This window comes from Bradyrhizobium sp. USDA 241, assembly GCF_049739505.1.
GTDB lineage: Bacteria > Pseudomonadota > Alphaproteobacteria > Rhizobiales > Xanthobacteraceae > Bradyrhizobium > Bradyrhizobium liaoningense.
This window is the reverse complement of sequence record NZ_JBMGPZ010000004.1, coordinates 1340621-1353671: the sequence shown is the minus strand read 5'-3', so window position 1 is coordinate 1353671 and position 13051 is coordinate 1340621. Positions and strand designations below refer to the sequence as shown.

9 protein-coding genes and 4 pseudogenes are annotated in these 13051 nt (G+C 63.8%); 4 read left to right on the top strand and 9 right to left on the bottom strand.

Annotated elements, in window-relative coordinates; all coding sequences use genetic code 11:
- Positions 1–100: 100 nt before the first annotated feature.
- From trmD to ffh, 4 genes are all read right to left on the bottom strand, one after another.
- On the bottom strand, positions 101–856 hold the full coding sequence (gene trmD / locus ABIF91_RS16195) for a tRNA (guanosine(37)-N1)-methyltransferase TrmD (protein WP_028181057.1): 756 nt from the start codon (positions 854–856) through the stop codon (positions 101–103).
- 116 nt (positions 857–972) lie between these two features.
- A complete protein-coding gene (gene rimM / locus ABIF91_RS16190) occupies positions 973–1551 on the bottom strand; it encodes a ribosome maturation factor RimM (protein WP_193374369.1) in 579 nt (192 codons plus the stop codon).
- A 6-nt stretch (positions 1552–1557) separates the two neighbouring features.
- Positions 1558–1890: a 30S ribosomal protein S16 gene (rpsP, locus tag ABIF91_RS16185; protein ID WP_028181059.1), complete on the bottom strand. Its 333-nt coding sequence runs from the start codon at positions 1888–1890 to the stop codon at positions 1558–1560.
- Positions 1891–1976: 86 nt separating this feature from the next.
- Entirely contained in the window at positions 1977–3524 is a 1548-nt protein-coding gene (gene ffh, locus ABIF91_RS16180) for a signal recognition particle protein (protein ID WP_028181060.1), read from the bottom strand.
- 769 nt (positions 3525–4293) lie between these two features.
- Between ffh and ABIF91_RS16175 the strand changes: the two genes are divergently transcribed.
- On the top strand, positions 4294–5637 hold the full coding sequence (locus ABIF91_RS16175; RefSeq protein WP_208086440.1) for an IS1380-like element ISBdi2 family transposase: 1344 nt from the start codon (positions 4294–4296) through the stop codon (positions 5635–5637).
- Positions 5638–5816: 179 nt separating this feature from the next.
- Here the strand turns inward: ABIF91_RS16175 and ABIF91_RS16170 are convergent.
- The 3 genes and pseudogenes from ABIF91_RS16170 to ABIF91_RS16160 form a co-directional block, all read right to left on the bottom strand.
- Positions 5817–6287: pseudogene (locus ABIF91_RS16170) on the bottom strand (IS630-like element ISRj1 family transposase); the annotation flags it as partial.
- Positions 6288–6318: 31 nt separating this feature from the next.
- On the bottom strand, positions 6319–7587 hold the full coding sequence (locus tag ABIF91_RS16165) for an IS256 family transposase (protein ID WP_014497957.1): 1269 nt from the start codon (positions 7585–7587) through the stop codon (positions 6319–6321).
- A gap of 95 nt (positions 7588–7682) precedes the next feature.
- Positions 7683–8285 (bottom strand): annotated as a pseudogene (locus ABIF91_RS16160) (IS630-like element ISRj1 family transposase); the annotation flags it as partial.
- Between the two features lie 72 nt (positions 8286–8357).
- Here ABIF91_RS16160 and ABIF91_RS16155 point away from each other — a divergent pair.
- From ABIF91_RS16155 to ABIF91_RS16145, 3 genes and pseudogenes are all read left to right on the top strand, one after another.
- Positions 8358–9213: pseudogene (locus ABIF91_RS16155) on the top strand (MBL fold metallo-hydrolase); the annotation flags it as partial.
- 55 nt (positions 9214–9268) lie between these two features.
- A protein-coding gene (locus ABIF91_RS16150; RefSeq protein WP_129557670.1) for an IS3-like element ISRj2 family transposase occupies positions 9269–10398 on the top strand; the annotation gives its coding sequence in 2 pieces (ribosomal slippage) (positions 9269–9521 and positions 9521–10398; 1131 coding nt in all).
- 146 nt (positions 10399–10544) lie between these two features.
- Positions 10545–10757, top strand: a pseudogene (locus ABIF91_RS16145) (MBL fold metallo-hydrolase); the annotation flags it as partial.
- A 335-nt stretch (positions 10758–11092) separates the two neighbouring features.
- On the opposite strand, the gene ABIF91_RS16140 reads toward ABIF91_RS16145, so the two are convergent.
- A complete protein-coding gene (locus ABIF91_RS16140) occupies positions 11093–12139 on the bottom strand; it encodes an IS110 family transposase (protein ID WP_035681965.1) in 1047 nt (348 codons plus the stop codon).
- Positions 12140–12344: 205 nt separating this feature from the next.
- Positions 12345–13049 (bottom strand): SIMPL domain-containing protein, encoded by a 705-nt coding sequence (locus ABIF91_RS16135; protein ID WP_028177756.1) that lies wholly within the window; start codon positions 13047–13049, stop codon positions 12345–12347.
- Between the last annotated feature and the right edge of the window lie 2 nt (positions 13050–13051).

The window sequence follows — 13051 nt, the reverse complement described above, 5'->3', positions numbered from 1 at the left end:
CCATCGGCGCGCCCAGCCTTTTCAAACGGGGGCTGCGCGAAATTCGTCTATCCAGCCATTGCGGATGTGGCCGCTCCTATAAGGCAAGCCGGAGCGTTTGTCACCCGTCTGTCTTGCTTTTTGGCGTTTTTTGGCGCCCGGCCCGATTCGGGGCGGGGGTCGGCACTTGCGCCCATAAATCCGGCCGCCGGGCCGCCGTCAGGGCCTCCGATTGCGCCCGCCGCCAGCTCGCAACCTTGGCATGGTCGCCCGAGGTCAGGATTTCCGGGATCGGGACCCCCTCGAACAGCTGCGGGCGGGTGTATTGGGGGTATTCGAGCAGCCCATCAGAAAAGCTCTCTTCGGTTCCCGAGGCCTCCTTGCCCATCACCCCGGGCAGGAGCCGGACACAGGCGTCGATCAGGGCCAGGGCCGCGATCTCACCCCCGGACAGGACGTAGTCGCCGATCGAGATCTCCTCGAGGCCCCGTCCGTCGATCACCCGCTGGTCCACCCCCTCGAACCGCCCGCAGACGATCAGGGGGCCGGGGCCCCGGGCCAGCTCGACGACGCGGGCCTGGGTCAGTGGCCGACCCCGGGGGCTCATGAGAAGGCGGGGGCGCTCGGAACCGATCTCCGCCGCATCGATGGCGGCGGCCAGGACGTCCGCGCGCAGCACCATGCCCGGACCGCCGCCGGCCGGGGTGTCATCGACGCTGCGGTGGCGGTCGGTGGCTGAGGCGCGGATGTCCCGCGCCTCGAGTTGCCAGAGCCCGCCTGCCAGCGCCCGGCCGGCCAAGCTCACGCCCAGCGGTCCCGGAAACATCTCCGGAAACAGCGTCAGCACGGTCGCGCGCCAGGGTGAGGGGTTGGTCATTCGATCCTGATCTCGTCGTCCCGGGGCGCGCGAAGCGCGAGCCCAGGACCCATAACCACCGCAGCCGGTTTTGCGATGGCCGGAACTGTCACCTTAGCCAAAACCACGGTCTGTGGTTATGGGTCCCCGCCCCCGTGCGCTTTGCGCACCAGGCGGGGACGACTCGCGGAGGGAGCATTGCCAGGCTCCTCGCCCTCGATTTCCTGTGGCAGCGCGATCACCACGCGCCCGCCGGCGAGGTCGACTTCCGGCACCACCGCGTTGGAGAACGGCAGCAGCAGCGTCGGGCCCTTGGGCGGGGCGATCTCGATGATGTCGCCGGCGCCGAAATTCTGGATCGCAACGACGCGGCCGAGCGGCTCGCCGTCCGTGGTGACGGCGGCGAGACCGATCAGGTCGGTGTGGTAATATTCGTCCGCGTCGGTCGCCGGCAGCTTGTCGCGCGGAACGTAGAGCTCGATGCCGTTGAGGCGCTCGGCCTCATCGCGGGTCGTGACGCCCTTGAACGTCGCGACCAGATGATCCTTGGCCTCGCGCGCCGTCGCGACCTCGAACTGGCGCTTGCCGTCCTTGGACAGCAGCGGACCGTACCGCCTGACGGCGAAGGGATCTTCGGTGAAGGTCCACAGCTTGACCGCACCGCGCACACCATGCGCGGCGCCGATCCGCGCGACGCAGACCAGCGCCGACATGATCTGGCCTTAGCCCTTCGCGGCGGCTTCGGCCTGCGCCTTGCGCTCCTTGCGCGGCACGGCCTTTTCGGGGTTGTTGCGCGCTTCGCGCTTCTTGACGCCGGCAGCGTCGAGGAAACGCGCCACGCGGTCCGACGGCTGCGCGCCCTTGGCGACCCAGGCCTTCACCTTCTCCAGGTCGAGCTTGAGGCGCGCCTCGTTGTCCTTCGGCAGCAGCGGATTGAAATAGCCCAGACGCTCGATGAAGCGGCCATCGCGCGGAAAGCGCGAGTCGGCGACGACGACGTGATAGACGGGACGCTTCTTGGTGCCTGCGCGGGCGAGGCGGATAACGACGGACATTCAGTTCTCCTTCAAAGTACGGTTTGTTCGGTTGATCAGTATTTTCGCGTTGCGCGGGACCGGTGCGATCCCCCGCGACGAATTCCTCATTTCTTCTTGCCCGGAAAACCGCCGAGGCCCGGCAGCGTGGGCTTGCCGCTCAGCCCGGTCAGTCCAGGAAGGTTGGGCAGACCTTGGCGAAGTCCAGCCGGCAAATCCTTCGGCAGGTTCGGCAGGCCCTGTCCGCCGCCGCTCTGCATCTTCTCCTGCAGCGCCTTCATCTCTTCCGGAGAGGGAGGCTTCATGCCGCCGCCAAAGCCCATGGCCTGCGCGATGCCGGCGAGCGGGCCGCGCTTGCCCGAGCCCATGGCCTTCATCACGTCGGCCATGTTCCGGTGCATCTTGAGCAGCTTGTTGACGTGCTCGACGCTCTGGCCGCTGCCTGCGGCGATGCGCTTCTTGCGGCTGGCTTTCAACAGGTCCGGATGCCGGCGCTCGTCGCGCGTCATGGAATCGATGATCGCGACCTGGCGCTTCAGGATCTTGTCGTCGATGCCGGCCGCCGCGATCTGGTTCTTCATCTTGGAGATGCCGGGCATCATGCCCATCAGGCCGCTGATGCCGCCCATGTTCGCCATCTGCAGCAGCTGCTCGCGCATGTCGTTGAGGTCGAACTGGCCCTTGCGCATGCGCTCGGCGGTGCGCGCGGCCTTTTCGGCATCGATGTTGGCGGCGGCGCGTTCGACCAGCGACACCACGTCGCCCATGCCGAGGATGCGGCCGGCGATACGATCAGGGTGGAAATCCTCCAGCGCGTCGGTCTTTTCACCGGTGCCGAGCAGCTTGATCGGCTTGCCGGTGACCGCGCGCATCGACAGCGCCGCGCCGCCGCGGCCGTCGCCGTCGACGCGGGTCAGCACGATGCCGGTGAGGCCGACGCGCTGGTCGAACGAGCGCGCGAGATTCACGGCGTCCTGGCCGGTGAGAGAGTCGGCGACGAGCAGCACTTCATGCGGATTGGCCGCGGCTTTGATCGCGGCCGCCTCCGCCATCATCTCTTCGTCGAGCGTGGTGCGGCCCGCAGTGTCGAGCAGCACGACGTCGTAGCCGCCGAACTTGCCGGCCTCCAGCGCGCGCTTGGCGATCTGCTGCGGCTGCTGGCCTGCAACGATCGGCAGGGTCGGAATGTCGAGGTCGCGGCCGAGCACGGCGAGCTGCTCCATCGCCGCCGGGCGATAGACGTCGAGCGAGGCCATCAGCACCTTGCGCTTGTCGCGCTGGACTAGGCGGCGGGCGAGCTTTGCGGTGGTGGTGGTCTTGCCGGAGCCTTGCAGGCCGACCATCATGATCGGCACCGGCGGCACGGAATTGACGTCGATGGTCTGGCCTTCGGCGCCGAGCGTGTTGATCAGCTCGTCGTGGACGATCTTGACCACCATCTGGCCGGGTGTGACCGACTTGACGACGGTGGCGCCGATCGCCTGCTCGCGGACGCGCTCGGTGAAGCTGCGCACCACCTCGAGTGCGACGTCGGCCTCCAGCAGCGCGCGGCGCACCTCGCGCATCGCGGCGTCGACGTCCTTTTCGGTCAGCGCACCGCGCCCCGTCAGACGATCGAGAATGCCGCCAAGCCGTTCCGACAGATTGTCGAACAATGCCGTTGTCCTTTGTCCTGCTCGCCAAAAAGCGATCTTCCAAACACCTTTGCGCCCGAGGGCGCACAGCGCTGTCGGGCGTTGACCTCTGGCCTCCAGGGCCAGTCGGCGGGTCGAAAAGAAAGCCTTTCCGAGAAAGTGGCGGGGTTAAACGCCGCTCCAGCCCAAAAGTCAAGGAAAGTTAGGGTGCCGGGGCGTCCTCGATAGGGCAAGGTACTGAAAATGTGACCTTTTTGGCCATGGGTTCCTTTTCTGCCAGCCCGGCCCATATAGCCGGTGATGTCTTACCGTCCGACCATCCTTACCAGCCTAACCCGTCTTATTCGCGAGAGGGCGCCTGAGAGGCTGGCGAGCGTGGTGTAAAGCGCTGATGCGGCGTAGGATTCGGTTGCGAAGCCACCCCATCACCTTCAACCGCGAACGCCACGCCCGCCATGACCGATGATACGATTTCAGACCACTATCGAGAAGCAAGAATTCAACACAAATAAAACCTCTGCCTCGCGCTCGATCTCTTCATGCTTGATAGTCTCGTTTCGGAGGCTGAGCACCTACCGCGTCTAATAGGCCGCTCGCGCCGGTTTCTTTGGACGCGGCACGACCGCGACTCCACGTTTCGGCACAGAAATGATCGGGAGTCACTCAATCTTTCTTCAACTTAACCCGTCTTATTCGTAAGAGTGCGCCTGAGGGGTAAAGCGCTGATGCGGCGTAGGATTCGGTTGCGAAGCCAACCCCATCACCTCCAACCGCGAACGCCACGCCCGCCATGACCGACGATACGATTCCGCCCTTCTCGTTTCCAGCCGTTCACGCCAAGAAAGTCACAGCTGCCTTCGATGGTGGGCGCCTAACCTCGAACGGGGGCGTGATGCTTCTGGCGATGGCCGAGCGGCGTCTCGGTTTGGCCAACAATCTGGCCCGGGTGTTCCCGGATCGGCGCGATCCGACGCGGGTCGTGCACAGCCTGGTCGATATGTTCCGCGCGCGCATGTTCGCGATCTGCTGCGGCTACGAGGACGCCGACGACCTCGATCATCTGAGGTCCGATCCGGCATTCAAACTGGCCTGCGGTCGCCTACCGGACACGGGCCGGGATTTGTGTTCCCAGCCGACGCTGTCGCGGCTGGAGAATGCTCCGCGCCTGCGCGACGTGATCCGGCTGACCTACACTTTGGTCGACGCATGGATGGATAGCTACCCGCGCGAGCCGGCATCCGTCACGCTCGACATCGATGATACCTGCGACGTCGTCCACGGCCATCAGCAGCTCTCGCTGTTCAACGCTCATTATGACGAACGCTGCTTCCTGCCGATCCACGTCTACGACACGGAGAAGAGCCGGCCCGTGGCGGTCGTGCTGAGGCCCGGCAAGACGCCGGGCGGCGTCGAGGTGCGTGCCCATCTGCGCCGCCTGGTACGGCATATCCGGACGCGATGGCACAACACGCAAATTACGTTCCGTGGCGACGGGCACTATGCCCGGCCGGAGGCAATGGCGTGGTGCGAGACCAACGGCATCGACTACATCTTCGGTCTGTCCGGCACCAAGCCTCTCGCCAGAAAAGTCGACGAGGTCGCCGACGACATCCGCACGCGACGCGCCATCGAGAACCTGCCGGTTCTGCGTGGCTATACCGAGACGCGCCACAAGGCAAAGTCCTGGGATCGCGAACGGCGCACCGTCGCCCGTATTGAGGCGACGATGCTCGGCCTCGACATCCGTTTCGTCGTCACCAGCCTCGATGTCGGCTCGGCCGAGTGGATCTACGACAGCCTGTATTGCGCGCGCGGCCAAGCCGAGAATCTGATCAAGCTGCATAAGACGCAGCTCGCCTCCGATCGCACCAGCTGCCGTTCGGCGCTCGCCAACCAGGTCCGTCTCGTGCTCCATACGGCCGCTTATTGGCTGATGCTGACCGTGCGCGACGCCATTCCCAAAGCCCGGGAATTGGCCGCTGCCGAGTTCGCGACGCTGCGTCTTCGGCTCTTGAAAATCGCCGCCCGTGTCGTCGAGACCACGAGCCGCATTCGCCTTGCGTTTGCCGCGGCATGTCCCGAAGCCGACCTGATCTGCGGCTTGCCCGGCGCGCTGCTGCCGCTCGGTCCTTGACCGGCGGGGCGTCCGCCCCCGTTCGCCCAACCCATCCCTCAAGCGCGTTGCAAAGTACCGGTCGTCAGGCGGCGAAAAGCCGAAGGCAATCCTGTGCGCCTCGTCAGACAAGATGTGCGGCCGCATCAATCGGGCCCAAAAGCCGCACTCTCACGAATAGGACGGGCTAGTACCCGGAATCAGAGCTGAGTGATACGGCGGCCTTTGAAACGGCGTTGACGGACCTTTTTCTTGGTCCAGACGAAGGGCTCGGCTCTGTCGTTGTATGCGTTGACGTAGGCATCGATGTGTTCCTGAAGCTGCTTGAGGCTCGTGAAGGAGGTGCCGCTGAGCGACTGCCCCTGCAAGATGGAAAACCATACTTCGACCTGATTGAGCCATGACGCACTTGTCGGCGTGAAATGAAATTGCACGTTGGGGTGGGCCTTGAGCCAGTCCTCGTTCTTTTTATGGGTGTTGAGGTTGTCGAGGATGACGTGAAGCTTGCGGTTCGGAAAAGTCGCGGTGACGCTGTTCATGAAATCGAGAAACTCGACGCGGCGCCGGCGTTTTGAATGGGTCGCGATGATCTTTCCGGTGGCGACTTCGAGCGCCGCAAACAATGTTGTGGTGCCATGCCGCTTGTAATCGTGGCTTTGGCCGGTCAAGGCGAGCTATGCGGGATTTTGGGTGACGAGGCGATCAGGCGGCGTGGTTTTCCGGCACTTGGATGACCTCGATGCCGTTTTCGAATCTGACACCTGCGCTGACCTTCGGCAACTGATTTGTGCCTTTCAGCCGCCGCCAGGTCTTTGATGCGGCGCAGAGCAGCTTGAACACCATCAACTTGGCAGTCGTTGACGATAACGAACCTTTCGTGCGCACCGTTCTGTGCCGGACCGTCGCGAACACGCTTTCGATGGGATTCGTCGTCCGCAAGTGGTCCCAATGCTCGGCGGGGAATTCGTAGAACGCAAGCATTGCGTCGCGATCTTTCGTCAGGCACTCGACCGCCTTGTCGTACTTCGCTCCGTATTTCTCGGCAAAGACATCGATCGCCACTTCGGCCGAAGCTCGGTTGGACGCCAAATAGACCTCGCGCAGATCCTTCTTCATGCTGGCCTGTACCGACACTGCGACTTTGTTCAAGATATTCGCGGTTTTGTGCACCCAGCACCGCTGATGTCGCGTGGCGGGAAAGACCTCGTCGAGCGCCTTCCAGAAGCCGAGCGCGCCGTCACCGACGGCGATTTCCGGGGCGATCTTCAGCCCTCGGGTTTTCGCCTCGACGAGCAGTTCGTGCCAGCTCTGCGTGCTCTCGCGCACGCCGACCTGGAAGCCGATGAGTTCCTTCTTGCCTTCCGGCGTCGCGCCGATCAGCACCAGCATGCATTCGCTGTGGTCTTCCATGCGAGCCTGCAGGAAGACGCCGTCCGCCCACACGTATACGTACCGGCGCGCCGACAGATCGCGCTTCTGCCAACGCTCGTACTCGAGCTGCCACTCCGTCGTCAGTCTGGAAACCACCGCCGGAGAAAGATTCGGCGCATCCTTGCCCAAGAGCGCCGCCAGCGCCTCCTGGAAGTCGCCCGTCGAGATGCCTCGCAGGTACAGAACCGGCAAAAGTGCATCCAAGCTCTTCGTGCGCCGTGCCCACAACGGCAGGATCGCCGAGGTGAAGCGGATCCGCTCGCCATCGCTGGTCACCGCGCGATCGCGAATCTTTACCCGGGCGACTTCGACGGCGCCGATCCCCGTCTGGATCGTCCGCACTGGACCATGGCCGTGTCGCACGAGGCGGTCGCGGCCATCGGGAAGCTTCAAGCCCTTCATCGCGGCGAGAAACGCCTCGGCTTCCATCTCGACAGCCTGCGCAAGCAGCTGCCGAGCTCCAGATCGCAAAATATTCGTCAGTGGATCGTCGATCTCATCGGGCTGACGCAGTGGGACAATGTTGCTATGCTCGTTCATGGCGTATCGCTCTCCTTGAGGTTCTGGCAGGCTCGACACCCGCCTCGATACGCCGCCTATCTCATTCCGTCATCACCCAGTTTCCCGCATAGCTCAGTCAAGGCGCGGCCATTGGGCAACTTCAGATAACCCTGCGCTCGCTCCAAAGCCTGGATCGAGGGCTTCTCGTCCACGCACAGCACAATGGCCTTCGCCGGCGGCGCGACATAGAGGCCGACAACATCGGCGGCTTTGGCCGTAAAGTTCGGGTCGTTGCTCTCGCACCAGGACTTGCGAGCCACCAGGTCAATCTTGTGGCTGCGCAGGAACCGCCAGACATATTGGACATCGACATCGCCCAGCGCCTCGGCCAGCAGGGGGCCGGTCCAGCGCGCAAACCCTTGCGGTGGCGGCTTATCCAGCAGCTTCAGAATCCGCTTGTCGGTCGTCTTCGTATAGATCGGCTGCTTGCCAGGCCGCGGCTTGTCTTGCAGCCCTTCAAGGCCATGGTCGGCATAGCGATGCCGCCAAAGGCTGACAATCCGCGGCTGGACCCCAACTTCCTTGGCGATCGACCGGGTGCTGCGCCCATCCGCCGCCAACAGAACTATCCGCGCCCGCTTCAAATCGCGCTGCAACGTCACCGGTGAGCGACAGCACGCCTCAAGCACCTTGCGATCTTTCCTCGAAAGGTGGACTTCTCTTGCTTCGGGTATCATCCCGACCTTGAATCACGACTCACGTTCCAAGAAAAGTGGGTACTAGCCTGCCGGTCACCCCACTTTTGGGGACTGCTCGCCGGCGCCGGTGCTCTGGTCGGCGTCCTCGCGCTGGATCTTCCGCATGAAAACCTATGACGGCCCCGCCTCCGACCATTTCAACGGCCTGCACTTCTTCGATCCGGACGGGGCGCCGCCGAAATCGCTTCGCGAGGTGCTGCGCTGGCAGCTCGGCGGCGGACGGCAGCGCGCGAAATGGCCCATGTGGGCGCCGAGCCCCCATGCCGACATCCCGCCGGAGCGCATCGAGGGCGACAAAGTGCGGCTCTCCTTCGTCGGCCACGCCAGCTGGCTGATCCAGGCCGGCGGCCTCAACATCCTGGTCGATCCGGTCTGGTCGATGCGGGTCTCCCCGGTCGCCTGGGCCGGGCCGAAGCGGCACAACGATCCCGGCATCGCCTTCGAGAAGCTGCCGAAGATCGATGTCGTGCTGGTCTCGCACGGGCATTACGATCATCTGGATATCGCGACGCTGTCGCGGCTCACCAAGAATTTCGCCCCGCGCGTCGTCACCCCGCTCGGCAATGACGTCACGATGCGCGGCGCCGATCCGACCATCAAGGTCGAGGCCTTCGACTGGCACGATCGCGTCGAGCTCGGCGGCGGCATCGCCGTGCATCTGGTGCCGACCCGGCACTGGACCGCGCGCAGCCTGTTCGATCGCAACAAGGCGCTGTGGGCGAGCTTCGTGCTGGAGACGCCGGCCGGCCGGATCTACGTCGTCTGCGATTCCGGCTATGGTGACGGCCGGCACTTCCGCCGCGTCGCCGATAGGCACGGGGCACTGCGCCTCGCGATCCTCCCGATCGGCGCCTACGAGCCGCGCTGGTTCATGAGAGCTGGCCCCGCAAATTCGGACAGTAGCTTGAGTGGATTTTCTGCCTGACAGCGGCGAGGATTCTTGCTGCGAATCAGGAGCGAAGATGACGAAGAAGAGCCGCCGGACGCATTCTCCGGCATTCAAGGCGAAGGTTGCTTTGGCTGCGGTCAAAGGCGACAAGACACTGGCGGAGCTGGCGCAACTGTTTGATGTTCATCCGAACCAGATCACGATCTGGAAAAACCAGCTCCTGGAAGGCGCCGCCGGCGTGTTTGGGCATGACAAGACATCGGCCGAGACGCCGGTCGATTTGAAGGCGTTACATGCCAAGATCGGCGAGCTGGCGTTGGAAAACGATTTTTTGTCCGGCGCGCTCACCAAGGCGGGCCTGCTGAGCGCAAAGCGATGATCGACCGCGATCATGATCTTTCTATCGTGCGCCAGGCGAAGGTCCTGAAGCTGGCTCGCAGCACGGTCTACTATGAACCTCGGCCAGTTTCGGCCGAGGACCTTGCCTTGATGCGTCGGCTCGATGAGCTGCATCTCGATTATCCCTTCGCGGGAGCGCGTATGCTGCGATCGTTGCTGCGGCGGGAGGGCGTATACGCCGGTCGCCGCCACATCGCGACGCTGATGAAGCGCATGGGGATCGAGGCGGTCTATCGTCGCCCGAACACGAGCAAGCCGGCTCCGGGTCACAAGATCTACCCGTACCTGTTGCGCGGATTGAAGATCGAGCGGCCCGACCATGCGTGGGCAATGGACATCACCTACATTCCGATGCGGCGTGGCTTCGTCTATCTCGCGGCGGTCGTCGATGTGTTCAGCCGACGGGTCCTGGCCCATCGCGTCTCGATCACAATGGAGGCGGCCTTCTGCGTCGAAGCGGTCCAGGAGGCGTTGGCGAAGCACGGCAGGCCCGAGATTTTCAACACGGATCAGGGCAGCCAGTTCACCAGCCTCGAGTTCACCGATGTGCTGCTGGACGCGAAGATCGCCATCAGCATGGACGGCAAGGGCGCCTGGCGCGACAACGTGTTTGTCGAGCGGCTCTGGCGCACGGTCAAATACGAAGAAGTATATCTCCGCGCCTACGACAGCGTGTCCGAGGCGCGAGCGTCAATTGCCAAGTATCTGGCCTTCTACAATCAGGGACGCCCTCACTCGAGCCTTGACGGGCGCACGCCCGACGAGGCTTACTTCGGCACGCAAGCTATGGTGATGGCCGCATGACCGTCGCCGACGGTTTTGTCGTCGCTCTGGTCGGGCTACGCCCTCCCGACGCAACGACAAAACCGTAAAGCCCCGCGTTCAGCATAACCCGGCAGGAATCCACTTAAATCCAGCGGGGCGCTGTCCAAACAACCGGGGCCAGCTCTATGCGCGACCAGCACATGAACCCGGAAGATGCGGTGAAGGCGCTGCTCGACTGCGGCGCCGAGCAAGCGCTTGGGCACCATCACGGCACGTTCCAGCTGACGGATGAAGCGATCGACGCGCCGGCGAAAGCCTTGGTCGAAGCGCTCGATGCCGCGAAGATTCCGCAGGAAAGATTCGTGGCGATGAAGCCTGGGCAGGTGGTGGAGATTTAGGCTCGCTGCCTCCACCCATACAGCTCGTCGTCCCGGGGCGCGACGAAGTCGTGAGCCCGGGACCCATATGTGGACGGCCTCCGTGGCACAAGAGCTTTGTGAAGGTTTTGATCGGATCGCTTGCATCCATATGTCCGGCCTGTTGGTTCGGCGTGTTAGACCGCTGGCCAAGATGGTTTCCGCGACACGAGCTCCAATCAACCACGCGACCTTGATCGGCCAATGGGTCCCACGGATTTGCTCGCATCTTCGGTCGATCGATCGCACCATCTCCTCTGCTCTTGCAGCTCCGGTTCGGCCGGTGGGTGAACCCGCCGGTCGGCCGAATCTCTCAACTATGCGGCGGCTGGCGCTTGGTCGGCTCGGGCATTCAGCCGCGCGCTGTCATATTCCTGTGCCGTCGTCATCAGCTTCCAGGCGATGCGGGCCATCTTGTTGGCGAGTGCCACTGCGGCAAGCTTCGGTGTCTTGCGCTTCAAGAGCTCGACGAGCCAATGTGGACCGGAATCTTTCGCCATCGCTTGCTTGACCACCGAGGTCGCCCCGACCACCAGCAGTTGACGCAATCTCTCATCGCCAGCGCGGGTGATCTTGCCGAGCCTGGTCTTTCCCGCAGTGGAATGGTCCTTGGGGGTCAAGCCGAGCCAGGCCGCGAACAGTCTTCCTGAGCGGAAGGCATGCGGATCTGGCGCCTTCATGACCAGTGCCGCAGCGGTGACCGGACCGACCCCCGGGATTTGTGCCAATCGCCGGCTCATGGCATCGGCACGGTGCCAGGCCACAAGCTTGGCCTCGACCGCCTTCAGCTCGACTTGCACCTGGTCATATTGGCGGGCAAGCATTGCAAACAGCTCGCGAGCCAGCGCTGGAACACGATCGTCCTGTTTGATCGTCGCCAGGAACGCGGCAAGCTTGTCCAGCCCCTTGGCTGCTATCAAACCGAACTCCGCCGCATGACCGCGGATCGTATTGGAGAGCTGGGTGCGACGCGCGACCAATTGCTCGCGTACGCCAAGCAGCATCAGCGCCGCCTGCTGCTCGGCCGTCTTCACCGGAACGTAGCGCATCCGCGGCCGGCTCGCCGCCTCACACAGTCCTTCCGCGTCGCGCCCGTCGTTCTTGTTGCGCGGCACGTAAGGCTTGACCAGCTGCGGCGCGATCAGCTTGACCGTGTGCACTAGCTTGCCAAGCTCCCGCGCCAGGTAGTGCGCCGCCCCGCAAGCCTCGATCACAATCACCGTCGCCGGCAGCTTGGTAAAAAACTCCAGCATCGCCTTGCGGCTCAGCCGCTTGCGCAACACCACTTGCTCCGAAGCGTCAACGCCATGGAGTTGAAAAATATGCTTCGACGTATCCATCCCAATGCGGATAATCTGGCTCATGGACGGCTCCTGTGAATGGGTCTTTGACAACCTCATTCTGGCACAACTGATGCCGTAGGGGCCGTCCACACCATCAGCCACGGGCAGATGCTTGGCGAAGGCTCGGAGTTGCCTGCGTCGCGTCATAACCACTCCTCGTGGTTATGGGTTCCCGCTTTCGCGAGGACGACACTGCTGTTGAAGCGGCAGTGTGCCCTCTTGCGGCTCACTGCCCCGGCTTGATCGCCCAGCTCACATTCACCGTCACCGACAGCGTCTCCTCGCCCGGCGCCACCGCCGCCTGCGGTGCTGCGGCCATTGGCGCTGCCATGCGGCCCTTGAACAGCGGCACCGGGCCGCCGCCCTCGGTGACGCTGAGGGGCGCGCCCAGCGTCACGCCGGTGGCCTTGGCATAGACCTCCGCCTTGCGTCGCGCATCGGCGATCGCCTGCGCGCGCGCATCGTCGAGCAGCTTCGACGCCTGGGTTACCTCGAACGAGATGTTGCCGATGTCGTTGGCGCCGGCGCTGACCAGCGTGTCGATGATGCCGGCGACCTTGGTCACGTCGCGAATCTTCACGGTGACGCGGTTGCTCGCGCGGAAGCCGACCACGGGCGAGGCGCCGGTGGATTTGTTCTGGCCGTATTGCGGCTGCAGCGACAGGCGCGATGTCTGGTAGTCCTTCTCGGCGATCCCCGCGCCCTTCAGCGCCAGCAGCACCTTGCCCATCGCGGCATTGTTGGCGTCAGCAGCTTCCTTCGCCGTCTTGGCGTCGTTGGCGACGCCGGCATCGATCTGCGCGAGATCTGGGGCCGCGGAAATCGTGGCTTCGCCGCTCACCGAAATGGCGGACGGGAAATCATCGGCGCGTGCGGGCGCCGTCAGCAGTGCGGTGGCGAATATGGCGGCGAGCAGGGCAGGCTTTTTCATCG